Below are 25,713 nucleotides of genomic sequence, written 5' to 3'. Positions count from 1 at the left end.
AGGCGCGGGGGATGGGGAACGAGATGACGTCGAAGGGCCGGGTCACGATCCGCGAGGTGGCCGAGCGGGCCGGAGTGTCCATGGCCACGGTTTCGCGGGTGCTCAGCGGCAACTACCCGGTGCCCGCGTCCACCAGGGCCCGGGTGCTGCGCGCGGCCCGCGACCTCGACTACGTCGCCAACGCGCACGCCCGCGCCCTGGTCGGCGGCGGCCGCAAGATGGTCGCCGTCGTCCTGCGCCAGGTCACCAGCCCCTTCTACGCCCAGGTCGCCGAGGGCGTCGAGGCGGAGGCGGCCTCCCGAGGCTGGCTCTGCCTGGTCGGCACCACCGGGGGCGACCCAGGGCGCGAACTGGAATTCGTCCAGTTGATGCGGGAGGAGGGCGCCCGGCTGGTGATCCTGGTCGGCGGGGTCGTCGAGGACGACGCCTACCGGGAGCGCGTCGCGCACTATGCGCAGGCCCTCGCCGCCTCCGGTGCGCGGCTCGTGCTGTGCGGACGGCCCGCGCCCGACCCCGACATCCCCGCACTCGTCGTCGAGTTCGACAACGAGGCGGGCGCCCGCGCCATCACCGGCCACCTGCTGTCGGCCGGCCACCGCAGGATCGTGTTCCTGGGCGGCCTGCCCGGCAACACGGCCCTCGACGCACGCGTCGCCGGATACCGGGCCGCGCTCGCCGAACACGGTCTCGGACCCGAAGCCGCCCATGTGGTCGACTGCGGGCTCGGCCGCGCGGCGGGGCACCGCGCGATGACCGAACTGCTCAAGGGCGACAAGGACGTACGGGCACCCTTTACCGCGGTCTTCGCCGGGGACGACATGGTCGCCGCCGGAGCCCTGCGGGCCATCGCCGACGCGGGGCTGCGGGTGCCCCAGGACATCTCCGTCGTCGGCTACAACGACATCCCGCTCGCCGAGGACTTCAACCCACCGCTCACCACCGTCCGCACCCCCGCTGAGGAACTCGGCCGCGCCGCTGTTCGCATCGCCCTGCGGGACACCGAACACGCGGCGGGCGCCCACCACTTGCTCGGCACTCACATCGTCGTACGCGACAGCGTTCAGCCGCCCCCGCCCGGGGCTTAGAAGACGGAGGATCCACCCCCGTATGACCCTGCCGCATGTGTCGCCCACCGCCCCGACACACCTGCCGCCCCCCGACCTCACGCACTCACCCGTCACCGGCTGGACCCGGGCCCACTGGGAGGCCACGGCGGACCACCTCCTGGACGGACTGGTCCCTTACGCGTCACCGGAGTTGGCCCAGTACCGGCTGCCGGGCCGGGCCAGTCACTCCGGCCCCTGGTCCGACGGTCTCGAAGGCTACGCACGCTCCTTCCTGCTCGCCGCCTTCCGTATCGCGGGCTCCGGCGGACAGGTGAGCCCCGCTCTGATCGAGCGGTACGCGGCCGGACTCGCCGCCGGCACGGACCCGCACAGTGCGGACCGATGGCCGCCCATCACCGACCGGGGGCAGCCGATGGTCGAGGCGGCGTCCGTCGCGATCGCGCTGCACGAGACCCGGCCCTGGATCTGGGACCGCCTCGACGACCGCGTCCGCCAGCGCGTCGTGGACTGGCTGAGCGGGTTCATCGGCGCGACGGTCAACGACTCCAACTGGCGCCTCTTCCAGGTCATCACCGAGGAGTTCCTCGCCTCGGTCGGCGCCCCGCACAGCCGCGCCGAGATCGACGCGGGACTGGCGCGGCTGGGGGACTGGTACCGGGGCGGCGGTTGGTACACGGACGGCGACGGCCGCAAATTCGACTACTACAACGCCTGGGCCCTGCACCTGTACCCGGTGCTGTGGGCGCGCGTCGCGGGAGCGCGGGCCGACCAGGAGCTGGTGGCGCTGCACCGTGCCCGGCTGCGCGAATTCCTGGGCAGCCACCAGTACTTCTTCGGCTCGGACGGCGCACCCGTGCACCAGGGCCGCTCCCTCACCTACCGCTTCGCGACCACCGCCCCCCTGTGGGCGGGCGCCCTCGCCGACGCGACCCCGCTGTCACCGGGCCTCACCCGGCGGCTCGCCTCCGGAGCCCTGAAGCACTTCGCCGAACGCGGAGTGCCCGACGAGAAGGGACTCCTGTCCCTGGGCTGGTACCGCCCCCATCTCCCGGTCACCCAGCGCTATTCCGGGCCCGCCTCCCCGTACTGGGCGAGCAAGGCGTTCCTCGGTCTGCTGCTTCCCGCCGACCACCCCGTGTGGACGGCTCCCGAGGAACCCGGCCCTGTCGAGACGGCCGACCGCTGCGTTGCGCTGCCCGCCCCGGGCTGGCTGCTGCACTCGACGGCCGCCGACGGTGTCGTACGGCTGGTCAACCACGGCAGCGACCGGCTGCCGCCGCCACCGGCCGAGGCGCAGGACAGTCCGCACTACGCGAAGTTCGCGTACGCCAGCGCGAGCGCACCCGACACCGTGGGGGCCGGGATCGACAACCACATCGCGCTGGTCGCGGCGGACGGCACGGCGTCCCGCCGCGGCCGGATCCACCCCTTGGGCGCGGCCGGGTGCCGCGCCGCCTCATGGCACACGGCGAGCCTGTCCGGCGCGGACCATCGCATCGAGACGACCAGCGTGGTGCACGGGGCGTGGGAGGTCCGGGTGCACCGGGTGGCGGGGCCGCGTGGTGCGGCCGTACGGGAAGGAGGGTGGGCGCTGGCCGACGACTCCGGGCCGTTGGCGCATGACGTGGGGCCCGGGTGGGCGCGGGCGCGGCGCCCGGACGGGCTGACGAGTGCGGTGGTCGCGCTGCACGGCTGGGACGGCGTGCGTCCCGGCGCGGTCGCGCAGGCCCGGGACGCCAACGCCTACGGGGAGTACTCGGCAACTCCCCATCTGTTGCTGCCTGTTCACCCGGGCGGCGTCCATCTCCTCGTCACCTTGGTGGTGCTCGGCGCCGACCTCGAGATCGCCGGTGCGAGCGCCCGAGCAACGGCCGAGGGCGGGGTGGTCGTCCGCTTTCCGGACGGGGCGGAGCAGGAGGTTTTGAGGTAGCTGTGAGGGCGGCGGTGGTTGTCGTCGCGGCGTCCAGGGCCGGTCGGACGTCGTCGTCCTCAGCTCTGTCCGGGGTCGGTCGGAGGGGTATCTCCTCATGCATATGATGTGCAGGTGCGGATATTCGACAAAAGAACGGTGACCCAGTCGAAGCCCGCCCCGCGCGAACGCACCCGCAAGCAGCTGTCCCCCTCTCCTGCGCCTGCTGATCCTCACCCAACTCGCCTTCAACATCGGCTTCTTCGCCGTGCTGCCCTTCCTGGCCGAGCACCTCGGCACGGCGATCGGAATGACGGGCTGGCTGGTCGGGCTGGTGCTCGGGTTGCGGACGTTCAGTCAGCAGGGGATGTTCGTGCTGGGTGGCTGGCTGAGTGACCGGTACGGGGTGCGGCCCGTGGTGCTCGCGGGGTGCGTGCTGCGGATCGCGGGGTTCGCCTGGCTGGGATACGCGGCTCACACGTGGGCGGTGATCGGGGCGGTCGTCCTGATCGGCTTCGCGGCCGCGCTGTTCTCGCCCGCCGTGGAGTCGGAGGTCGCACGGCAGGCCGTGGCCTGGGAACAGGACGGTGGCGGGTCCCGCAGGCGGGTCCTCGCACTGTTCACCGTGGCGGGCCAGGCCGGCGCGTTCGTCGGGCCCCTGCTGGGTGCGCTGTTGCTGGCGGTGGACTTCCGCGCGGTCTGCCTCGCCGGAGCGGCTGTTTTCGTGGTGGTCCTGGCGGGGCATGCGTGGCTGCTGCCGCAGCACATACCGGGCCGGATACGGATGACGGGCGGGGGAGGTTTCCGCGCCCTGGCCCGCAACCGCCGCTTTCTGGCGCTGTGTTGTGCGTACGGCGCCTATCTGCTCGCGTACAACCAGCTCTATCTCATCCTGCCCGAGGAGGTGGAGCGCGCGGCGGGCTCTCAGGCGCCGCTGGCCTGGCTGTTCGCGCTGTCCTCCCTGCTGGTCGTGACCGCCCAGCTGCCGGTCACCCGCCTGGTCGCGGACCGGCTCGACCTGCGCCGGTGCATGGCGGCCGGGCTGCTGCTCATCGGTGCCGGGTTCGGCGTGGTGGCCGTGGCCCGGCCCGCCGCGTCGACGGGGACGGTGGGGCTGCTGCCCGCGGCGGGCTTCGTCGTCCTGCTCACCCTCGGTCAGATGCTTGTCGCGCCCGCCGCCCGCGCCTGGGTGCCCGACCTCGCCGACGACGGCCGGCTCGGTCTCTACACCGGTGCGATGTCCTCAGTCTCCGGCCTCATCGTTCTCGTCGGCAGCGCGGGAACCGGCTCCCTGCTGGACACCGGACTGCCACCCGCGGTGCCCTGGCTGGTCCTCGCCGCGATCCCCGTGGCGTCGATCGTGCTGTTGCCCCGCCACCCGGAGCCGCGTCAGGGGCGCAGCCACGACCACCGGCCGGGCACCGCCCAGCGGTAGCGCTCGTACTCCGCGCCGAACCGGTCGGCCGTGCGTGCGACCGGTGGAGCAGTGCCGACGCCGGTGCGAGTCGTACGGGATGCCGACACGGGCGTGGCGTCGTAACGATGGAGCATGCGTGTTCTCGGTGAGTGGGACCAGCGGTTGTTCACTCGGGTGGCCGCGGCGCGGCTGCCCGGCGCCGATCCGGCGCTGCGGCGGCTCAGCCACTCCGCCGATCACGGACGGCTGTGGCTGGGCGCGGCGGCCGGCCTCACCGTCATCGGGGGCCGCACGGCCAGACGGGCGGCCCTGCGGGGCGTCGGCTCGCTCGCGCTGGCCTCGCTGACCGTCAACACCGTCGTGAAGTGGAGTACCCGGCGGCCCCGTCCGCTGCTGGACCTCGTACCGCCGATCCGGCATCTCACCCGGCAGCCGCACACCACCTCCTTCCCCTCCGGGCACTCCGCCTCGGCCGCGGCCTTCACCACCGGAGTCGCCCTGGAGTCCGTCGGATACGGCGCGCTGGTCGCGCCCGTCGCGGCCGCGGTCGCCTTCTCACGTGTCTACGTGGGGGTGCACTACCCCGCGGACGTGCTGGCCGGGGCGGCGATCGGCGTCGGGGCAGCCGCGCTCACCTGCCGCTGGTGGCCGCCCCGCCCGGCGCTCCGGGAGCGGGAACGGCCGCCCTCGGCACCCGCGCCCACGCTGCCCGGCGGCGAGGGGCTCGTCGTCTTCGTCAACAGCCGGGCCGGGATGGGGACGCCCGCGGCGCCGCTGCCGCCCGCCGAGCGGCTGCGCGGGCTGCTGCCCCGGGCCGAGCTGATCGAGCGGGGCCCGGACGACGACTTCGCCGTGCTGCTCGCCCGCGCGGTCGACCGGGCCGCGCAGGCGGGCGGAGCGCTGGGTGTGTGCGGGGGCGACGGCAGCGTCAACGCCGCCGCCCGTGCGGCGGCCGGGCGGGAGCTCGCGCTCGCGGTGTTTCCCGGCGGCACCCTCAATCACTTCGCCCAGGACCTGGGCGCGGCCGACTTCGAGGACACCGCCGCCGCCGTCGAGCGCGGCGAGGCGGTGGGCGTGGACGTCGGTGTGGCGAGGCCGGGGGCCGGACACGAGGTGCCGTTCCTCAACACCTTCAGCATCGGCCTGTATCCCGAGCTCGTCCGGATGCGCGAACACTTGGAGGAGCGGTGGGGCAAGTGGCCCGCGGCGGCCGTCGCCCTGGTCCGCGTCCTGCGCACCGCTACCCCCATCGAACTGCACGTCAACGGCCGCCACCGACGCCTGTGGCTGCTCTTCGCGGGCAACGGTCGCTACGAACCCGAGGGTTTCGCCCCCGCCTTCCGGCCACGTCTGGACGACGGCCTGCTCGACCTGCGCCTGATCGACGGTGACCACCGCCTCGCCCGCACCCGCGTCGTCGTCTCCGCGCTCGCCGGGGCGCTCGGCCGGTCCCGTGTCTACAGCGCCGAGGCTGTTTCCTGGGTCGAGCTGGAGGAGCTCGGAGGCACGCACGCGCCGGCCTACGACGGTGAAGTCGCGCCCACGCCGCCCGGATCGAGGCTGAGGTTGGAGAAGGAGCGGCGCGCGCTGGTCGTGTACCGGCCCGCCGTACCGCGGAGCGAGGTCGTCCAGTAGGCCCGCCTCGCCGCCGCGACGGCCCGCCACCGCGGACGCGGGAGGGGCCGCCGTCTCCCTGCAGACGGCGGCCCCTCGCTCTAGGAACGCTCACATGTGAACGGCCCGTACGGCGTCCGGGTCCGGCTCCTCGGTGCCGCGGCGGTAGAGCAGGAAGGTGATCAACGCGCCCGCGGCGAAGAATCCGGCGGACCACCAGAAGGCGGTGGTGTAGCTCTCGATCGTCGACTGGGCCTGGACCAGTTTGTCGGTCGCGTCCTTGCCGGACAGGTAGCTCGTCGCAGCGCTCGCGGCCAGCGTGTTCAGCAGCGCGGTGCCGATCGAACCGCCCACCTGCTGCATGGTGTTGACCGTCGCCGAGGCGACACCCGCGTCCTCGACCGCGATCCCGCTCGTGGCCAGCGACATGGCGGGCGGCATCACCATGCCGAGGCCCGCGCCGATCAGGAGCAACTGCGGCAGCACGGCGGTCGAGAAGTCCGAGCCGACACCGATGCCGGTCAGCCAGGCCATACCGGCCACCGCGATCGCGAAGCCCGCCGGGATGACGGCCCTGGGGCCGATCCGCGGCACCAGGACGGTGGTCGAGACCTGCGCCATGACCATCAGGGCCGCCATCATCGGCAGGAAGGCGACACCGGTTCTGGTCGGGCTGAAGCCCAGGTTCAGCTGCAGGTAGTAGGTGAGGAAGAGGAAGACGCCGAACATACCCGCGCCGGTGATCAGCACGGTGACGAACGAGGCGGCACGGTTGCGGTCGAGCAGTACGCGCAACGGCAGCAGCGGGTGCTCGGCCCGGGTCTGCCACCAGGCGAACGCGCTCAGCAGAATGCCGCCGGCCGCCAGGAAGCCCCATGTCTGGGGCGAACTCCAGTCGTGTGTCTCGGCGTTGGAGAAGCCGTAGACGAGGGTGAAGAGACCGGAGGAGACCAACAGCGTGCCCGGCAGGTCCAGCTTGGAGTTCGCCGCGTCCCGGCGATTGCTCAGCAGTATCCAGCCGCCGGCGAAGGCGGCGATCGCGAAGACGATGTTGACGTACAGCGTCCAGCGCCAGTCGAGCGCGTCGGTCAGCAGGCCGCCGAGCAGCAGCCCGATCGCGCCACCCGCGCCGGCGATCGCGCCGTAGACGCTGAACGCCTTGGCGCGCTCCTTCGCGTCGGTGAACGTCGTGTTCAGCAGCGAGAGCGCGGCGGGTGCGAGCAGCGCGCCGAAGACACCCTGCAGGGCGCGTGCGGTGACCAGCATGCCGAAGCTGGTGGAGGCGCCGCCGAGCACGGAGGCGCTGGCGAAACCGGCGATACCGACGAGGAAGGCCGGCTTGCGGCCGAAGAGGTCGGCGATGCGCCCGCCGAGCAGCAGCAGGGAGGCGAAGGCCAGGGAGTAGGCCGTGACGATCCACTGCCGGTTGCCGTCGGAGAAGCCGAGGTCCGCCTGGGCGGACGGCAGGGCGATGTTCACGATGGTGGCGTCGAGAACCACCATCAGCTGGGCGATGCCGATGATCGCGAGGATCCACCACCGCTTCGACGATGGCGCGGACTGCGCGTCGACGGAACCCTTGCGGGCCCCCTCGGTCAGGGTTTGGGACATGGGAGAACCACTCCAGGGAAGTCGCTCAAAGGCAATGGGAACGTAAACGAAACTGTTTCGTACAGGTAGGCTAGAACAGTTCTAGCGAAACGGCAAAGTTTCGCTAGTGGTGGCGTGTGAGGTGGACGTCACCGTGTGCGGCGGCGGGCCCGCGCTGGTGTTCGGCAACAGCGCCGACGCGATCGTCGGCCTCCCGCTCGCCGTACGGCACCCCGAAGCGGTGGCCGGGCTGATCGCGCACGAGCCGCCCACCGTGAGCGCGCGCCCCGCGGGCTTCGCGGCGGCCGTACGGGTACTCGCTACGGGGATGTACAGCCGCGGCTCGGGGGTACCCGAGTACTGGCGGGGCGCGACGGGCTGAAGGACCACCGAAGAGCCTTCCCCGCAAGACCCCTCCCCGGAAGACAACCCCCCTCCCTGGAAGCCCCCACCCCGAAGGACTGAGCCACCATGCCCGTCGACCCCGTCGCCCGCACCGGCACCTGTCTCACCCTCGACGACGGCCGCTCGGCTGTCCGCTTCAGCCGCACCTACGAACACCCCGTCGACCGATTCTGGCGATTCGTGACCGATGCGGACGAGCTCGCCGGATGGTTCCCGTCCCGCCCCGAGATCGAGCTGCGGCCCGGCGGCACGATCACGTTCAGCGGCGACCCGCACGCGGCCGAATCCACCGGACACGTCATCGCTGTCGACCCGCCCCGGCACCTCTCCTTCGGCTGGGGCGGCGACGAGCTGCGCTTCGATCTCGAAGCACTCGAGGAGAAGCGCACGCTCTTCACGCTCACCGACATCCTCGCGGCCGAGAACACCGCGGCCCGCAACGCCGCCGGCTGGGAGGTATGTCTCGCCGCCCTCGACGCGACGGCGCGGGGCGAACGCGTCGAAGGGCCGCACGCCGGAGCCACGGCTCCCTGGAAGGAGATCTACCGCGGCTATGTCGAGGCCGGGGTCCCCTCGGGCGCCCCGGTCCCGGTTCTCGACTGATCGACCTGCCCGGTAGTAGCTAGCGCATCTGCCGCCGCACCAACTCGTGCAACCGCCCGCCCGTGTCCGCGAGGAGCTGCGCGGGCGGGCCCTGCTGGGCGACCCGGCCGTCCTCCATCACGATGACCCGGTCCGCGTCCATCACCGTGGACAGGCGGTGCGCGATCACGACCCGGGTGGCGTTGAGAGCCCGGGTGCTCTCGATGACCGTGCGCTGGGTCTCGTTGTCCAGGGCGCTGGTCGCCTCGTCGAAGAAGAGGATGCGGGGGCGGCGGATCAGCGCCTGGGCGATCATCAGGCGCTGGCGCTGACCGCCGGAGATCGCGCCACTGCCGGAGACGATCGTGTGCAGGCCCATCGGCATCCGCTGGATGTCCTCGGCGAGCCCCGCCATCTGGGCCGCCGCCATCGCCTCCTCGGGCGTGTACGGCTCGGTGCCGCAGATGCAGTCCAGGATCGACCCGGTGAACGGCTGCGCGTGCTGGAGCACCACTCCGCACTGACGGCGTACGGCGGACTGGTCGAGGGCGGCCAGATCCTGGCCGTCGTACAGCACACTGCCCGAGACCGGCTTGTCGAAGCCGATCAGCAGCCGCAGCAGGGTGGACTTGCCGCAGCCGCTGGGGCCGACGATCGCCACGAACTCGCCCGGCCTGATGTCGAACGACACGTCGTCCAGGACGAGCGGACCGTCGTCGGCGTACCGGAAGGAGAGCTTTCGGGCCTCGATGCCACCGGAGAGGACGCCGGGGCGCGTGCTGGCCACCCGCACCTCGGGCGTCGCGTCGAGCACCGGCTTGATCTCCTCGAACATCGGCAGCGCGGCCGCCGCCGAGACGAACGCGCCGGTGATCTGGGTGACCGAGGTCAACAGCATCGTCATCGACGTGTTGAAGGTGAGGAACTCGGCGGCCGAAAGAGAACCGCTCGCCGGGCCCGCCAGCAGCATGAACATCAACAGCGAGCAGAGCGGCAGATACACCGCGCCCATCTCCGTCGTCAGGTTCTTGATGCGACCGACCTTCTGCTGGAGCTCACGGCTGCGCGCGAACTCACCCGCCCAGGCGGCGTACGCGTAGTTCTCGGCGGCGGCGACCCGCAGCTTGGGCAGGCCCCGCAGGGTCTGGAACGCCTGGTTGTTCAGCTTGTTGCTCAGCACAATCAGCCGCCGCTGCCAGCGCACCTGCCACAGGCCGAGCCCCAGAAACCCGGCCGCGATGACGACGAGCATGCCGATCGCGGCCAGTGCCAGGGGCACGCTGAACCAGAGCAGCAGGCCCAGGTTCATCGCGCCGACCGTGCCCGCCTGCGCGAGGGTCGGGCCGACGCCCGCGAGGAGCCGGCGGATCGCGCTGATGCCCATCGCGGCGCTGGCCAGTTCACCGGTCGAGCGGGAGGTGAAGAACTTGGTCGGCAGCCGCAGCAGCCGGTCCCACACGGCCGGTTGGAGGGTGGCCTCGATCCGCCCCTCCATCCGCAGGATGGTGAGGTTCTGCAGCAGCATGAACGCCGCCGACACCACGCTGGTGATCATGATGGCCAGGCAGACCTGCACGATGAGGCTGTGCTGGGCCTTCGGCACGTACTCGCCGAGCACCTTGCCGGTGGCGATCGGCACCAGCGCGCCGATCGCGACGGTCACCAGCCCGCTGATCGCGAGATTGCGCAGATCGCCGCCCGTGCCCTGGAGACAGAAGCGCAGCAGCCGCAGCGGACTGAGCCGGCTCTCGGGAAGCGGGCGGTAGAACATCACGGCCCGCGGCTCGAACTCGCCTGCGTTGGCCTTCTCGACCGGCGTCTCCCGGCCCGAGGACGGTTGTACGGCGACGTATCCGCCGCGCCGCCACAGCAGCGCGACCGGTGTCCCCGACACGGCCCGGTGGCCCACCAGCGGGCCGATGTTGTCCCGCCACCAGCGCCCGTCGAGGCGCACCGCGCGGGTGCGCACGCGCGAGGCGAGCGCGATCCGCTCGACCGGGTCGAGCCGATCGCTCTCCGCGCCACTGTGCGACGGCTCCGCGAGCGTGATCCCGGCCGCGCGGGCGACCAGCTTGCAGGCCGCGTAGGAGGCGTCCGTGTCGGCCGTGGTCGGGCGCTTCGCCGACGACTTGCCGATGGACGCCAGCAGCGTCCGGTCGGCCTGGGCGCGGACGGCCTCACCCGCCTTGATGCCCGCCGCCGTACGGTCCTCGTGGCCGGCCTCGACCCGCTCGATCCAGCGGTCGAGCGTGGCCAGCAGTCGGTACTGCTGGTCGACCATGCCCTGCCAGACCGCCGAGTCCATGAGCAGGTCGGCCGCGGCCTCCGCGCCGTACAGCGAGCCGTACTGCACGCTCCCGGGCGGCACCTGCATCCAGAAGACGTCGTCGTCGGTGAGCGCGGCGGCGTTCTCCGTGGCCATCGGCGCTTGGAAGAGGATGGAGAGGCTGCGGCCGACGCCGAGGGCGAGAGCGTACTCCAGTGGGCTCGAAGTCGGGGGTACGTACTGGGGGTTGCCGTACTCGTCGTAGGACCAGGTCTGGGTGTCGACGGGCTGGTACAGCTCGCGCAGCACGATCCGGTGCACCGCACAGTCCCTGAGCGGCCGTCCGACAAGCGTGTGCTGGGGCCCCGCGACCGGGCCGAGCAGCAGCGAGCCCGCTTCGAGGCGGCCGAGGTGGTGCCAGTGGCCCTGCTGCACGGCGTCGACCGCGAACAGGTCCATGGCGCCCGCCGCGACGAGCCACAGCACCTGCGGGCCTTCCAGATCAAGGCGGTTGAGCCCGGAGCAGTCGATCGGCGTGCCCATACCGCCGAGCGCGCCGAGGACGAGATCTCCCTCGCGTGCGCCCTCGTGAACCGTGGTCATCTCATCGCTCCTTGACCAGCTCGGCGTACGGACCGCCGGCCGCGACCAGGGCGTCGTGCCGCCCGCGTTCCACGATCGTGCCGTGCTGGAGCACCACGATCTCGTCACTGTCGCGCACGGTGCTGAGCCGGTGCGCGATCACCACGCAGGCGCAGCCGCGCTTGCGCAGGTTGTCGATGACGGTCTGCTCGGTCTCCGCGTCCAGCGCGCTCGTCACCTCGTCGAGGACCAGGATGCTGGGCCTGCGCACCAACGCCCGTGCGATCTCGAGGCGCTGCCGCTGGCCGCCGGAGAAGTTGTGCCCGTCCTGCTCGACCCGGCTGTGGATGCCACCGGGGCGACGCATGACCACGTCGTAAAGCGCCGCGTCCTCCAGCGCCGCGACCACCGCGTCGTCGGGGATCGACGGGTCCCACAGCGCCACGTTGTCGCGGACCGTCCCCTCGAAGAGGAAGACGTCCTGGTCGACGAAGGAGACGGAGGCCGCGAGCGCGCCGCGCGGGATGTCCTCCAGCCGCTGGCCGTCGATGCGGATCACCCCCTCCCACGGGGCGTACAGTCCCGAAATCAGCCGGGAAACCGTCGACTTGCCGCTTCCCGAGCCGCCGACCAGCGCGACCTGCTGGCCCGGGCCGACCGTCAGCGAGAAGCCGGTGAGCAGCGGCTTGTCCAGCGGGCTGTAGCCGAACGTGATGTTCTCCAGCTCGACATGGCCGTGCAGGCGGCGGGTGGAATCGCCGCTGCCGGAGCGGGCGTACAGCGGGTCGGCCTGGAAGTTCTCGACGTCCTTGAGGCGCGCGACGTCGGCCGCGAAGTCCTGGATACGGCCGGCGACGCCGTTGAGCCGGGTGAGCGGCGCGGTGAAGCGGGTGACGAGAGCCTGGAAGGCGACCAGCAGACCGACCGAGATGTGGCCCTCGACCGCTCGCAGACCGCCGATCCACAGAATCAGCGCGGAGTTGAGCGTCGCGAGGGTCGGCGCGACCACGCCCAGCCAGGCGCTCGGCACACCGAGGCGTTGCTCCTCCTCCAGCGTGGTGGCGTGCTGCCCGGCCCACTTGCGGAAGTAGCCGTCCTCCCCGCCGGTCGCCTTCATCGTCTCGATCAACTGAAGCCCGGTGTACGCCGTGTTGGTGAGGCGGGCGCTGTCCGCGCGCAGCTTCGCGGTGCGGGTCGCGCGCAGCCGGATCACCACCCGCATCGCCACCACGTTCAGCAGCGCCACACCGATCCCCACGGCCGTGAGCTGCGGATCGTAGGTGTAGAGCAGCACGGCGTAGAGGACGACCACGATCGCGTCCACGCCGGCCGCCGCCAGGTCGCGGGCCAGGGTCTCGGCCACCGCGTCGTTCGACTGGAGCCGCTGCACCAGGTCGGCCGGGCTGCGCTGGGAGAAGAAGGTGACCGGCAGCCGCAGCAGATGGCGCAGGAAGCGGGCGCTGGAGAGCGTCGAGGAGATGATGCGGCCATGCAGCAGATTCGCCTGTTGCAGCCAGGTCAGCACCACCGTGAGCACCACGGAGGCGCCCATCGACGCGAACAGCACGCCGAGCAGCGAGGTCTGACCGCCGATCAGATAGCTGTCGATGTACGTCCGGCTGAGCGCCGGCACCGCCGCACCGACCGCCACCAGCAGCAGGCTCGCCAGCACGGCCGCGGGCATCGTGCCCGAAGTGCCGCGCAGCCGGGCCGGCATGGCACCGAGGACGCCCGGCTTGCGGCCGCCCCTGCGGAAGTCGGGCCCCGGCTCCATGACCAGGACCACGCCGGTGAAACTGGTGTCGAAGTCCTCCATCGGGATGAAACGGCGGCCCTTGCCGGGGTCGTTGATGTGCACGCCGCGACGTCCGAAGCGGCGGCCCATGCCGTCGTACACGACGTAGTGGTTGAACTCCCAGAACAGGATCGCGGGCGCCTTCACCTCGGCGAGCGCGGCCGTGTCCATCTGCATGCCCTTGGCCGTGAGGCCGTAACTGCGGGCCGCCTTCAGGAGGTTGCTGGCGCGTGAGCCGTCCCTGGAGACACCGCACGCGATGCGCAGCTCCTCGAGGGGGAGGTGGCGCCCGTAGTGGCCGAGCACCATCGCGAGGGAGGCCGCGCCGCACTCCACGGCCTCCATCTGGAGCACGGTGGGGGTACGGACGGTCTTGCCCCGGCCCTTGGGAGTCGTGCGTTTCGGCGGGGCGGAGCGGCGCCTGCCCCGGGTGTCCTGTGCGGCGGTCACGGCAGGAGCCAATCGATCGGGCGCTGGTCGGCCAGACGGATCGCACCCGTGGCCAGGGTCATGGAGGTCAGCGCGTACGGTGGTCCGTCCGCCGAGGACCACTTGAGGCCGCTCTCGGTGCCGGACGAACGGTCGAGGCGGACCAGGACGGCCACCGGCCTGCCCTTCTTGGTGAACTGCTCGCCGAGCTGGCTGTCACCGAGGAACGAGGCGATCTGCTGTTGGGTCTGCACACTCCGGCCGACCGCCTTCACATGGCCGCGCAGCACCCCGTACTGCTGGGTCGGCACCGACTGGACGGTGAGGTCGACCGCGGCGTTCGCGGGGATCGTGGAGGCGCTCTCGGCGGGGACGTAGACCGTCGCGTACAGCGGATCGTCGGCGTCCGCGACCTTCTCGACAGCGGCGACGTTCGCGCCGGTGGAGATGATCGCGCCGATGGTGGCGGCGAGCGCGGTGACGCGGCCCGCGGCGACCGTGCGGACGACAGCGGTTTCGCCCTGTGCGGTACGGACCTTCAGTACCGGGGCGTTCGCGGCGAGCTGTTCGCCCTCTTTGGCGAGGACCGCGGTGACCTGACCGGCGACCGGGCTCTGCAGGACGTAACTACCCTGCCCGTGGGTGAGGATGGCGGGGGCGTTGACCGTGGACGCCACGGTGCCCGTCACCGCCCAGACGGAGGCGGCCGCCATGACGACCACCGTCACGGACAGCACGAGCCAGCCCTGTGGGCGAGCGAAGCGCACCGGAAGGTCGAGCTCTTCGGGCGACTGCAGCTTGGCGAGGGCCTGTTGGCGGAACTGCACGGGACTTCCCTCACCTGTTCGAGAGATTTACGGCATCCGAGAGTCCCGGAACCGGGGAGCGGTTCCGGGACTCAACGGCACATACCTGCGATCAGAGACCGGAAACCAGGCCGGTGACCGGGGCGGTGTTCAGACCGGTCACGCCCTCGACGGTGCCGACGACGGTGCCCACGAGGCCGGAGACCGGGGCGATGCCGTCGACCAGGCCGGTGACGGTGCCAACGGCGTTCAGCGACAGGCCGCCGGAGACGTTGTCGAGGTCGGCGTCCGAGATCTCGGCGGTCTCAACACGGGGGGTGGAGTTCATGATGGAACTTCCCTTCGTATGGGTATTCATAAGGGGGTAGAGCGGCCCCCTCTGGGGACAGATGACGGCCGCCACCGCGGGGCTGCGGCACCCGTTTGCGGGAACCGTGTGGTCCCCGTTCCCGGAGCTTTGCTGCGACCTCCGCGGTGCAACGGATCAAAGCACGGCCGCAGGGTACGCATCCAATCAACCAGGGCTCTCACCAGGGGATTTGAGCACCGTCGCGGTCCAACCGTGCAGGTGTGCGCACGTATCGACGGCCAGTTCTTCACATGCTGCACAGCAAAGTCCTGGGCCGGCCCTTGCCTCCCCGTGAGCGAAAGGGACAGTCCCACCGCAATGGCGCGGAGCGGCCGACGCGACTGTGCAGATCTGTCGCACGCCGTGACGCGCCTGCGTATTCGATGTGCAGATTCCCTGAAGCAGGGATTCCGATCCGGCAGGGAGACGGAGCGTCACCAAGTGGTGGCGGACGGTGTGCTGTTCGGTCGAGGGGTGCGTGCGCGCTGCTCGTGCGCGCCGTGTCGGCCGACAGGCAGCTCGAGCTCCCGGGGGCAGCGGAAAGGCCCGATTGCCTGGTAATCCGTACCTTTCACCGATGCAACTCCTGGTTTTCTTCAAGGCAGTTGAACAACCCACGCGGCTCACGCGTACCAACAAGCATCCAGGCGCCCCCCTAGTCAGCTGCCGGACGGCGGCATCGACCCCGTCCCCAGGAGGTCAAGAGTTGAGTCACAAAAGGATTCCCAAGCGCAAGGCCGCACTGGCTGTAGGAAGCGTCGCGGCGCTCGGAGCGGCGGCCCTGCTGCTGCCCAACGCCAATGCGTCCCAGACCGATGCGACCGACGCCGCGCCCAAGACGCTGAAGGCCGCGGACGCCTCGGACCTCGCTGCCCTCCTCGCCTCCCAGCTCGGTGAGGCCTTCGGTGGCGCGTACTACGACGCCGCGAAGCAGCAGGTCATCATCAACGTCGTCGGCGACAACAGCAGTGTCGTCCAGGTGATCGAGAGCGCCGGAGCCGTCCCGCGCAGCGTGGACAACAGCCTGGCCGCCCTTGAGACCGCGGCCCAGACGCTGAAGAAGGACGCGACCATCCCCGGCACGGCATGGTCCGTCGACCCCAAGACGAACCAGATACAGGTGACCGCCGACACCACCGTCACAGGTGCGAAGTGGGACCAGCTGACGTCGACCGTCGACTCGCTCGGCTCCGGCGTGGCCACCGTCAAGAAGTCCGCCGGTACGTTCAAGACGTTCGTGGACGGCGGCGACGCCATCTTCGGCGGCGGAGCCCGCTGCTCGCTGGGCTTCAACGTCACCGCGGGCGACGGCAGCCCCGCCTTCCTGACCGCGGGCCACTGCGGTGTCGCCGCGGCCGCGTGGTCGGACGCGCAGGACGGCGAGCCGATCGCCACCGTCGACCAGGCCACGTTCCCCGGCGACGGCGACTTCGCCCTCGTCAAGTACGACGACCCGGCCACGGTGACCAACAGCGTGGTCAACGTCGGAGACGGCCAGACCGTCGAGATCAACCAGGCCGCCGACGCCGCGGTGGGCCAAGAGGTCTTCCGGATGGGCAGTACCACCGGTCTGTTCGACGGCACCGTCACCGGACTCGACGCCACCGTGAACTACCCGGAGGGCACGGTCACCGGGCTCATCCAGACCGACGTCTGCGCCGAACCGGGCGACAGCGGCGGCTCGCTCTTCACCCAGGACGGCAGCGCGATCGGCCTGACCTCGGGCGGCAGCGGTGACTGCACCGTGGGCGGCGAGACCTTCTTCCAGCCTGTGACCACCGCGCTGGAGGCGGTCGGCGCGACGCTGGGAGCGGGTGACGCCATCGGCGGCGAGGGTGACGCGGAAGGCGGCGTGGGTGACGCCGAGGGCGGCGTGGGTGAAGCCGAAGGCGGCGCGGGTGACGCCGAGGGTGGCGCCGGAGACGTGAGCGCCGAGCCCAGCGACCCCGCCGCGGGTGACGAGGCCGGGGCCGGCGCCGAGGAGTCGGGCGCCGCGGGTGACGAGTCCGGCACCGGTGTGGACGACGGTTCCGGCCTGGTCACCCCGTGACGCCGGTGACGCAGAGCCACTGACCTGGCCCGGAACAACGGTCCCGGTCGACAGTGGAAAGGTCCGGCCCTCCGGCGGGAGGGCCGGACCGCACTGTTGGCGTAACCGCCCTGAGGCTTGCCTCAGTCGTGCGGTCGCGCCCGCAGCAGGAGCAGCGCGACGTCGTCGCGTCGCTCCCGCATCGCCGCCAGGCTCCGCTGGACCAGGCTGTCGGCCAGCGCGTCCAACGGCAGGTCGTCGCCCTCGGCGAGCCACCGCCCGAGGTCGGCCAGGGCGTCCTCGATGTCCGTGCCGGGGGACTCGATCAGGCCGTCCGTGTAGAGGGTGAGCACGGAACCCGGGGTGAACGGGACCTCGGTCGTCGGATACCTGGCGTCTGCGTCGATCCCCAGCAGCGGCCCTCCGGCCAGGTCCAGCACCCGCACCCGGCCGTCCGGCCGGCGCAGCAGCGGGGGCGGGTGTCCCGCCCGCGCCATGACGGCCACCTCGCGCGCGGGGTCGAGCCACAGATACAGGCAGCTCGCGAACAGCTCGGTACCCAGGTCGATCAGGAGCCGGTTGGTGCTGCGCATGACCTCCTCCGGTGGCTGACCGACGGTCGTGTACGCGCGTACGGCCGTACGGAGCTGCCCCATCAGCCCCGCCGCCGTCACGTTGTGGCCCTGGACGTCTCCGATGACCGCCGCGGCCCGCCCGTGCGAGGGCACCAGGTCGTAGAAGTCGCCGCCGATGTCCATGCCCTGGGTGGCCGGGAGATAACGTGCGGCCGCCTCGATCGAGGGCAGCGAAGGCAGTGAGTGCGGCAGTAGTGCGGCCTGCAGACCGTGCGCCAGCCGCAGCTTGGCGTCATAGAGGAGGGCCCGCTCCAGCGCCTGCGCGATCAGACTGCTCAGGCTCGTCAGCACCGCCCGCTCCTCCGCCGGGAAGGTGTGCGGCTGCGCGTACCCGAGGACGCAGGTGCCCACCGGACGTCCGGACGCGATCAGCGGCAGATACGCCCAGGCCGCCATGCCGTCGGGTGTCGCGCGCCGGGCCGGATAGAGGTGCTCCAACTGCTGACGGGAGTCGAAGAAGGCCGGCACCCCGGTGTTCAGGGCCTGGGTGCCCGGCGTGTGCTCGCTGAGCGGCAGCCCCTCCCAGCGCTCCACGATGTGCGCGTCCGGGTACCCATGGTGTCCGAGCACATGCAGGCGGCCCGCCCGGGAACCGAGGACGGCCAGGGCCTGGCTTCCCGCGGCGGGCGCGATCTCGTCCGCGACCAGCTGCACCACGTCCTGCACACTCGCCGCCTCGGTGAGCGCGCTGGCCAGGCTGAGCACATGGGAGATGGTCACCAGACCCGGGATGGCGTCGTCGCCGTCCTGCGCCCCGCCGCGGCTCGACCTGGACACCGGCCGGGCCCGGGAGATGCGTACGCTCAACCCGTTCGTACTGGGATAGAGACGGAACGACAGCCAGTCGCCCGGCGGCCGCAGCGCCACGAACGACGTCACTTGCTGGCTGATCAGCGCGCCGCGGTATCGGTCCGCGTAAACGGGGTCGTCCAGCCAGGGCACGGTCTCCCACAGCCGGGTGCCCCGCAGATCACCCACCGGGACGCCGAGCAGCTCGGCCGTCGCGGCGTTGGCGAAGCTGACCCGCCCGTTCAGGTCCAGTGCGCACAGCCCGTACGGCAGCCGGGCCACCATCCGCGTCACCTCCGCCGCGCCGAGCGGGCCGGCGAGCAGATCCGGCTCGTGGTCGACCGGCCGGTTTTCTTCCGCCGCCCGTTCCAGGTGCAGCGCGAGCCGGTCGCAGGCCGCGGTGATACGGCCGCGGACCCGTTCGTACAGCTCCGGCGGACGGGCGCCGGGCCAGAGCAGGAAGACGGCGCCGTAGGTGGTCTTCTCGGTCGCCACCGGCAGGGCTGCCAGCGCGAAGGGGTAGGGCAGGACCACGGCGACCCGGGGAAAGCGGCGGGCCATCTCCTCCTCGCCGCTGACCCAGATGGGCCGACACTCGCGCACCGCCGCGGCTACCGGAATCGGACTGTTGAGCCCCACTCGCTCCCACGGCGCGGCGAACGCCCTGGGCATGCCTGCCATCACCGCCATCTCCAGGACGGGCTCGCCGGACGCCAGCAGATACACCCCGCCCGAGAGGGCGTGCACGTCGTCCATCAGCGAGGCCAGCGTCAACGACAGCAGCGGCCCTTCGACCGGCGCCGCCCCTTCGGCCGACGCCCGCTCGGACCCCTGCCTGTCGGACACGCCGACCACCTCCTAGCAGGCCGCGCGAAGGTCCCAGGGATCAAGGCTCCCCCTTGACCGAGCTTTCCGCACGGCGAGCCACGCCCGGCGTGGGGTGCGGCTGCTGGGCTCCGCCGCAGGCCCGACGGCCTCGGAACGGTCACAAGGGCTGCGCGAGCGCCCCGGAAGCGCTGTAATGACGGACGTGGCAAGTGAGGGCGCGACGCAACGCGGAACGAGAACGCTGCGTGCCGAACTTGCCCTCAAGACGCTCACCACGGACCTGGAACCGCTCGAACGACTGCGCCGCCTCCTCGAACAGGCCCTCGTCTTCGCCGACGCGACCATCGTCGCGGTGTACTCGCCCACACAGAGCGGTGACGAACTCCGCCTGGCCGAGTCCGTCGGCGTGCCCAGGACGCTCTACGGGCTGCGCGACAGCTATCTCCTCACCGGCGAATCCCTCGCGGCGGACGTACAGCGCTCGGGCCGCCCGCGGTGGTTCGGCCCGGCGGAACTGGGCCGCTGCGCCGATGCCCGTCGGCTGCCGTCCCAGGACTTCTGGCTGGCCGTCCTGCCGCTGCGGGACTCCGGCTGCCTGGTCGCCGTCAGCGAGAAGCCGGGCGGATTCGACCCCGAGAACCGGGAATGTCTGGCGCTGATCGCCGAGGCCGGAGTCTCCCCGCCCCCCGCCGCCGCGGTCGACCACGACGAACTGCCGGCCAGCTCGTTCGACCTCGCCATGGACACCGGGCACGTCGAGGTCGACGACGAGATGCTGGAGCTGTTCGGCCTGGGCCCGGCCGAATTCGACGGCAAGGTCGAGACCCTGCTGTCGTTGACCGTCCCGGAGGACCTGCCCTCGCTGATGTCCGTGGTGGAGGCGGACCACATGTCCATCGGCGACCGCGAGCTGGAGTTCCGCATCCTGCAGCCCTCCGGCGAGCAGAAGTGGCTACGGTTGCGCGGCCGCCTCCTGCCCGGTGGAGAGGGCCGCCCGGCCCGGCTGGTGGGCACGGTCTCCGACGCCTCCAGCATGCGCCCCGGCGTCAACGACGTGGCCCGCGTCCAGCGGCTCGCCGCCGCCCTCGCCACCGCGGGCACCGTCCGCGACGTCGGCCGGGCCGTGGTCGCCGCGCTGCGGGCGCCCCTCCAGGCCGACCGGATCGCCCTCGCCGAGCTCGAGGGAGACCGCCTGGTCGTCACCGTCCTTGACCCGCCCGAAGCAGATGCCTGGCCCGACCTGTGGCGCACCGAGTGGCGCTCGGAGTGGCCCGACGCGCCAGTACGTTCCATGCCGACGCTCGCGGCGGCCCTCAGCGAGGGGCGCCCCGTCGTCTGGCCCGCCGGGGCACCCCTGGAACCCGCGCTCGCCGACGTGGGTCCCGGCGGTCTCGCCGTCCTCCCGCTGCCCGCCGGTGGGCGCATCGCCGGCGCCTGCCTGATCGGCTGGGACTCCCCGCACGAGTTCGGTACCGACGAACGCGCCCTGCTCACCGCGTCCGCCGGCCTCGCCGGCCAGGCCCTGATGCGCGCCCACGCCTTCGACGCCGAACACGAGCTGATCGGCATGCTCCAGCGCACCCTGCTCCCGCGCAGGCTGCCCAAGCTCGCCGGAGCGGTCGCCGTGGCCCGCTATCTGCCCACCACGGCGGGCCTGGAGGTCGGTGGCGACTGGTACGACGTGATCCCGCTGCCCGACAACCACGTCGCCCTCGTCATCGGCGACGTCCAGGGACACAACGCCTCGGCCGCGACGCTGATGGGCCAGATGCGCACAGCGCTACGCGCGTACGCCGTGGAGGGCCACCCCCCGGACGTCGTCGTCTCGCACGCCAACCGCCTCCTCATGGACCTCGAGACCGACCTCTTCGCCACCTGCTGCTATGTCGACGTGGACATGGAGGAGGGCTCCGCCTGGTGCGTACGCGCCGGACACCATCCGCCGGTGCTGCGCCACCCGGACGGGGGTACGGAGATCGTCCAGTCCGAGGGCGGGCCGCCGCTCGGCGTCGTCCTGCAGGCCGACTTCCCGATGAGCCCGCTGCGGCTCCAGCCCGGCACGATCGTGGCCCTGACCACGGACGGGCTCGTCGAATCCGTCGAGGTCGACATCGAGGACGGCCTGGACCGGCTCGCCGGGGAGCTCGCCGCCTCCGACCCCGCACACCTCGGAGTGGTGGCGGACGGACTCCTCACGGGCGCCAACCGCAGCGACGACGTCGCCCTTCTCCTCATGCGCTACGACGGCTTGGCAGTGCGCCCGCTGCGCGAGACCTGGACGGTCTGGCGCGTTCCCGAGGCGGTCCGGCACGCCCGCCGCTTCACCCGGCGCACCCTGCGCGCCTGGGGTGTCGGCGACGAGATCGACGCCGCGCTCCTCGTCGTCTCCGAACTCGTCACCAACGCCCTCGTGCACACCGACGGTCCGGTCCGATTCGACCTCATGCTCATCAACCACCGCCTGCGGATCGCCGTCGCGGACTCCTCACCGCGGACACCCGTCAAGCCCACCAGCATCGGCTGGGAGGCCACCGGCGGCCGCGGCATCCTCCTCGTCGAGGCCATGTCGGCGGCCTGGGGCACGGTGCCGGTCAGTGGCGGCAAGCAGGTGTGGAGTGAGATCCTTCTGGACTGAGCTCGTTTCTTCGACGCACCCGCGGCGCCGGCCGGATTGCCGCGACCTCCAAAGGGCCGACGGAGGGGTTCACCGGTGCACCACCCCGTTCGCCGCCGGTCCTCGACCGGCCGTCCGCCTGCTCAAGTGGCGTCAGACATCCTCGTACTTCCCCTTCGGCCGCCGATGCGCACCGGGTATCTCGTCGCCGTTGCTGTCGGAGACCGTGGCGAACCAGGAAGTGGCCCAGACCGTCATGCGGTCCGGCTCGTGGATCGTATGGAACGGGTGGTCGTCCCAGTGCCCGTACGACGTGACCCTGACCACCTCTCCAGGCAGGAGCCAGTAGTCCTGGCCGAACGGCTCCAGCCACAGCTCCAGCAACTCGGTGCCGTCGTTCTGTACCAGCATGGGTACGGGGTTCCCCAGCTTCCGGATGGCCTCGTGGCTGAAGTCTCCGGCGCCCTGCATGTTCTTCTTCAGCGGTGCGATGAAGCGCTCGGCAGGTGTGCGCTCGGGCCTGTCGTGCTTCTTTCTCCTCCACATGACGATGATTGTGGCCCCGGCGCTTCGAGGCCCTGACAGCTGGCCCTCGAAGCGGCAGTTGTCTGTGGGGCTGGTGTGGGTAAGGCGGATAAGGTCGCGGACCAGACGCTCCGAATGGGCCGGTCGACACAGGGGGCACCAGGCATGCAGACGCCGGATCAGATATGGAACGACGCCGATCTGCCCACCCGACGGCTCGCCGGGCTGGCGCTCAACCCGTCCGCGCCGCAGGACGTCCTGCTGCGCCTGCTTGCCGACGGTCCGCTCGCCGTACGGATGGTGCTGTGCCGGGACCGGATCCTGCCCGACGCCGTCGTCGATGCCGTGATCGAGCACCCCGACACGTACACCCGCAGCTTCTTCGCCCGTAACCCGCACGTCGATCCGGCCCAGCGGGCACGGCTGATCGACGACCCGGAGTGGTTCGTCCGCGCCCACCTCGCCGAGGGGCCCCGGATGCCCAGCCCGGCACGGCCCAAGCCGCTGCCCGACGAGGCCATCGTGCACATGATCAGCACGTACGAGGACGAAAACATGGGCAGCCTCGGCTTCTACCAGCAGATCTCCACCGGGCTGAGACGGTCCCTGCACACGCATCCGGTCGCGAAGGTCCGCTGTTGGGGGGTCGGCAGGTGGTCAGGGCTGTCCGCCGATGCGCGGGCCGCGCTGCTGGCGGACCCCGACGCCGATGTCCGGGAGCGGGCGCAGCGGCACGAGCGCTACGAGGATCCGGCGTGCATGGAGAGGGAGTTGCCCGCGAGGCCCTGCCACGGACGCACCGACATCCTGCTCAACCGGGCCCTCAGCAGAGCAGTCGTGGACGGCGTCCTCACCGCTCCGGCCAGAGAGGATGAGCGGGCGACGATCGCCGCCAACCCCAGCCTCCCCACCGACGTGGTGGTCCTGCTGGCCGCCGATCCGGACCCGGAGGTACGGAGGAGGATCGCGTCCCGCGCGGACCTCGGGCCCGATGAGCGCCGCGGACTCGCCGTGGACCCCGACCCGAAGGTGCGACTGGCGGTGTCCGTGCACCCCGAGCTGAGCGAGAAGGAGCGGGCCGCCATCGACTACGAGGTCCCCATGGACTGCGGCTTCACCTTCCGACACGCGCCCGAGGTGCCCCCGGCCCCCGAGGCCGTTCGCCGCGACGCACTCTCCGCCCACCCGCTGCTACGCCGGAAGGCGGCCGGGGACCACTCGCTGCCGCCGGACCTCGTGGCACGCCTGGCCGCCGACGAGGACCTCGGCGTGCGCGTGTTGCTGGCCCAGAACCATCCGCACGCCCCGGCGCCCCTCCTGCTGCGCAGCTTCCTGGAGTACACCGGCCGCGAGCGCGCCCATCTCACCACCCGGCCGAACTTCCCGACCACCGGACTGGCCGCCTTCGCCGACCACGAGGACCCCGAGGTCCGCGCCTTGGTCGCGCTCGACCCCGAGACAGGTCCGGCAACCGTGGAACGCCTCACCCGGGACCCGGACCCCGCCGTACGGGCCGCCCTGGCACGCCACCCGAACCTCCCGCCACCCCGGCTGGCGGAACTCCTCGACGACGAGGAACTGGCCCACGTGGCCGCCGCGAACCCGGCATGGGACGCGGACACCATCCGCCGACTCGCGGCGGCACCCCTGGACGGCAGGACATAGCCTGGACGCCGTGCGTCTGCTCCTCATGTCCGACACCCACCTCCCCAAGCGGGCCAAGGAACTGCCCCTGCAGTTGCTGGCCGAACTTCCGCGCGCCGACGTCGTCGTCCACGCGGGCGACTGGGTGGACACCGCCACCCTCGATCTCCTGGAGGAGCGTGCACACAGGGTCGTCGGGGTGTACGGCAACAACGACGGCGCGGCCCTGCGCGCACGCCTCCCCGAGGTCGCCCGCGTGGAACTCGACGGCCTACGCCTCGGAGTCGTCCACGAGACCGGCGCCGCCGAGGGCCGCGAGCGGCGCTGCGCCGAGCGCTACCCCGACCTCGACGTCCTGGTCTTCGGCCACAGCCACATCCCGTGGGACACCACCACGGAGACCGGCCTGCGCCTCCTCAACCCGGGCTCCCCGACCGACCGTCGTCGCCAGCCCCACTGCACGTACATGACCGCGACCGTGGCCGACGGACAGTTGGCCGACGTGACCCTGCACCGGCTTTCGCCCCGCGCCGGCTAGCTCTCTGGTTCGAGGTGCCGTGGATGGATCGCGCCGCCCGTCGCCGTCAATGGCGTCCCGCTGCCGCCCCACCGCAGCGCGACGATCTCCGCGGCGACGGACACGGCCACTTCCTCCGGTGTACGCGCGCCCAGGTCGAGTCCGACCGGCGAACGCAGCCGTGACAGCTCGCGCTCATCGAGCCCGACGTTCCGCAGCCGTCGCATCCGGTCGTCGTGGGTAAGTCGGCTGCCCATCGCCCCGATGTACGCGGCGGGGCGGCGCAGCGCCTCCTCCAGCAGGGGCACGTCGAACTTCGGGTCGTGGGTGAGGACGCAGATCACCGTGCGCGCGTCGGTCGTCGTAGCGCTCAGATAGCGGTGCGGCCAGTCGACGACGACCTCCACGCCTTCGGGGAACCGCTTTGGCGTGGCGAAGACAGGGCGGGCGTCGCACACGGTGACGCGGTAGCCGAGGAAGTCGCCGATGCGGGCGACCGCGGCCGCGTAGTCGATCGCGCCGAAGACCAGCATGCGCGGCGGCGGTGCGAAGGAGTGGAGGAAGACGGTGACGGCGTCCTCGCGGCGCTCGCCGTTCGGACCGTAGTGCCGCTGTCCGGTGGCGCCCTGGGCCAGTTCGCCGCGGGCGTCGGCGGTGACGGCCACGTCGAGACCGGTCGCCCCGAGGGAGCCGGCGACCTGGTCGGGCCAGACGGCGAGCGTGGCCCCGCGCGGCGCCGGTCCGCCGATCACCGTCGCCACGGTCACGGGGCGTCCGTCGGCCACCGACTCGGCCACCGCGCCGAAGGAGGGATCCTCGTCGGGCGTCACCCGGCGGACGAGCAGGGTGATCTCGCCGCCGCAGGTGAGGCCGACCGCGAACGCGTCCTCGTCGCTGTATCCGAAGGTCGCGAGGCGTGCCTCGCCGGACTCGACCACCTCCTGGGCCAGCTCGAAGACCGCCCCCTCGACACAGCCGCCCGAGACACTGCCCACGACCTCGTCGCCGGGCCCCACCGCCATGGCGGCTCCCGGGTCGCGGGGCGCGCTGCGGCTGACCGCCACCACCGTGGCGAGCCCGAACGGGGTCCCCGCCGTGTACCACCGGTGCAGCGCCGGGAGGATCTCACGCATGGCTCGCTCCGCTCTCCGCAGGGTGCGTCCCACTCAAGGTTCCGCTCCTCTCGCCGGCGACCGCGGGGCTCCGCCCCAGCACCCCGGCGGAAGACCGCGCGCCCCCGCAAACGGCAACCCCAGTGGCCCCTGCACCCCGGCAGCAGCCCGCACGCCCCACACCACCCGGCGAGCGGAGCGCGCCGGAC

18 protein-coding genes are annotated in these 25,713 nt (G+C 71.8%); 10 read left to right on the top strand and 8 right to left on the bottom strand.

Annotation, left to right across the window (positions count from 1 at the left end; translation table 11 throughout):
• The first annotated feature begins 23 nt into the window (after positions 1 to 23).
• The 4 genes from AB0D57_RS21820 (at position 24) to AB0D57_RS21805 (ending at position 6,028) form a co-directional block, all read left to right on the top strand.
• Positions 24 to 1,085, top strand: a complete 1,062-nt coding sequence (locus tag AB0D57_RS21820; protein ID WP_362075256.1) for a LacI family DNA-binding transcriptional regulator — start codon at positions 24 to 26, stop codon at positions 1,083 to 1,085.
• Between the two features lie 22 nt (positions 1,086 to 1,107).
• Positions 1,108 to 2,997 carry a DUF2264 domain-containing protein gene (locus AB0D57_RS21815; protein WP_362075201.1) on the top strand — a complete coding sequence of 630 codons (1,890 nt, stop codon included), beginning with the start codon at positions 1,108 to 1,110 and terminating at the stop codon, positions 2,995 to 2,997.
• A gap of 196 nt (positions 2,998 to 3,193) precedes the next feature.
• A complete protein-coding gene (locus AB0D57_RS21810) occupies positions 3,194 to 4,411 on the top strand; it encodes an MFS transporter (RefSeq protein ID WP_362075253.1) in 1,218 nt (405 codons plus the stop codon).
• Between the two features lie 114 nt (positions 4,412 to 4,525).
• A complete protein-coding gene (locus tag AB0D57_RS21805; protein WP_362075198.1) occupies positions 4,526 to 6,028 on the top strand; it encodes a phosphatase PAP2 family protein in 1,503 nt (500 codons plus the stop codon).
• 90 nt (positions 6,029 to 6,118) lie between these two features.
• On the opposite strand, the gene AB0D57_RS21800 is transcribed toward AB0D57_RS21805, so the two are convergent.
• Positions 6,119 to 7,618, bottom strand: a complete 1,500-nt coding sequence (locus tag AB0D57_RS21800) for an MFS transporter (RefSeq protein WP_362075195.1) — start codon at positions 7,616 to 7,618, stop codon at positions 6,119 to 6,121.
• Positions 7,619 to 7,739: 121 nt separating this feature from the next.
• On the opposite strand from AB0D57_RS21800, the gene AB0D57_RS21795 reads away from it, so the two are divergent.
• A complete protein-coding gene (locus AB0D57_RS21795) occupies positions 7,740 to 7,979 on the top strand; it encodes a hypothetical protein (protein ID WP_362075192.1) in 240 nt (79 codons plus the stop codon).
• A gap of 89 nt (positions 7,980 to 8,068) precedes the next feature.
• Entirely contained in the window at positions 8,069 to 8,605 is a 537-nt protein-coding gene (locus tag AB0D57_RS21790) for an SRPBCC family protein (RefSeq protein ID WP_362075189.1), read from the top strand.
• A gap of 19 nt (positions 8,606 to 8,624) precedes the next feature.
• Here the strand turns inward: AB0D57_RS21790 and AB0D57_RS21785 are convergent, their stop codons facing one another.
• From AB0D57_RS21785 to AB0D57_RS21770, 4 genes are all read right to left on the bottom strand, one after another.
• Positions 8,625 to 11,453 carry an NHLP bacteriocin export ABC transporter permease/ATPase subunit gene (locus tag AB0D57_RS21785; RefSeq protein WP_362075186.1) on the bottom strand — a complete coding sequence of 943 codons (2,829 nt, stop codon included), beginning with the start codon at positions 11,451 to 11,453 and terminating at the stop codon, positions 8,625 to 8,627.
• Between the two features lies 1 nt (position 11,454).
• The gene (locus AB0D57_RS21780) at positions 11,455 to 13,677 is read right to left on the bottom strand and encodes an NHLP family bacteriocin export ABC transporter peptidase/permease/ATPase subunit (protein WP_362075183.1); all 2,223 of its coding nucleotides are present in this window, start codon (positions 13,675 to 13,677) and stop codon (positions 11,455 to 11,457) included.
• Complete coding sequence (locus AB0D57_RS21775) at positions 13,674 to 14,483, bottom strand: HlyD family efflux transporter periplasmic adaptor subunit (RefSeq protein WP_362075180.1); 810 nt, start codon at positions 14,481 to 14,483, stop codon at positions 13,674 to 13,676. The genes AB0D57_RS21780 and AB0D57_RS21775 overlap by 4 nt, the downstream gene beginning before the upstream one ends.
• Before the next feature lie 91 nt (positions 14,484 to 14,574).
• Positions 14,575 to 14,790, bottom strand: coding sequence for a type A2 lantipeptide (locus AB0D57_RS21770; RefSeq protein ID WP_362075177.1), 216 nt, complete (start codon positions 14,788 to 14,790; stop codon positions 14,575 to 14,577).
• Positions 14,791 to 15,517: 727 nt separating this feature from the next.
• Between AB0D57_RS21770 and AB0D57_RS21765 the strand changes: the two genes are divergently transcribed.
• Positions 15,518 to 16,861 carry a S1 family peptidase gene (locus AB0D57_RS21765; protein WP_362075174.1) on the top strand — a complete coding sequence of 448 codons (1,344 nt, stop codon included), beginning with the start codon at positions 15,518 to 15,520 and terminating at the stop codon, positions 16,859 to 16,861.
• 122 nt (positions 16,862 to 16,983) lie between these two features.
• Here AB0D57_RS21765 and AB0D57_RS21760 read toward each other — a convergent pair whose 3' ends face one another.
• A complete protein-coding gene (locus tag AB0D57_RS21760; protein WP_362075249.1) occupies positions 16,984 to 19,020 on the bottom strand; it encodes a SpoIIE family protein phosphatase in 2,037 nt (678 codons plus the stop codon).
• 265 nt (positions 19,021 to 19,285) lie between these two features.
• Here AB0D57_RS21760 and AB0D57_RS21755 point away from each other — a divergent pair, with 265 nt between their 5' ends.
• Positions 19,286 to 21,727, top strand: a complete 2,442-nt coding sequence (locus AB0D57_RS21755) for a SpoIIE family protein phosphatase (RefSeq protein WP_362075171.1) — start codon at positions 19,286 to 19,288, stop codon at positions 21,725 to 21,727.
• 132 nt (positions 21,728 to 21,859) lie between these two features.
• Here AB0D57_RS21755 and AB0D57_RS21750 read toward each other — a convergent pair whose 3' ends face one another.
• Positions 21,860 to 22,252 (bottom strand): hypothetical protein, encoded by a 393-nt coding sequence (locus tag AB0D57_RS21750; RefSeq protein ID WP_362075168.1) that lies wholly within the window; start codon positions 22,250 to 22,252, stop codon positions 21,860 to 21,862.
• A 144-nt stretch (positions 22,253 to 22,396) separates the two neighbouring features.
• On the opposite strand from AB0D57_RS21750, the gene AB0D57_RS21745 reads away from it, so the two are divergent.
• Positions 22,397 to 23,896 carry a hypothetical protein gene (locus AB0D57_RS21745; protein WP_362075165.1) on the top strand — a complete coding sequence of 500 codons (1,500 nt, stop codon included), beginning with the start codon at positions 22,397 to 22,399 and terminating at the stop codon, positions 23,894 to 23,896.
• A gap of 10 nt (positions 23,897 to 23,906) precedes the next feature.
• Positions 23,907 to 24,413 (top strand): metallophosphoesterase, encoded by a 507-nt coding sequence (locus AB0D57_RS21740; RefSeq protein WP_362075162.1) that lies wholly within the window; start codon positions 23,907 to 23,909, stop codon positions 24,411 to 24,413.
• On the opposite strand, the gene AB0D57_RS21735 is transcribed toward AB0D57_RS21740, so the two are convergent.
• Positions 24,410 to 25,525: an XdhC family protein gene (locus AB0D57_RS21735; RefSeq protein WP_362075159.1), complete on the bottom strand. Its 1,116-nt coding sequence runs from the start codon at positions 25,523 to 25,525 to the stop codon at positions 24,410 to 24,412. The two genes, AB0D57_RS21740 and AB0D57_RS21735, sit on opposite strands and share 4 nt — an antisense overlap.
• Positions 25,526 to 25,713 lie beyond the last annotated feature (188 nt).

It is taken from the genome of Streptomyces sp. NPDC048275, from assembly GCF_040652275.1.
Lineage (GTDB): Bacteria > Actinomycetota > Actinomycetes > Streptomycetales > Streptomycetaceae > Streptomyces.
This window is presented reverse-complemented; position numbering and strand designations above follow the sequence as displayed.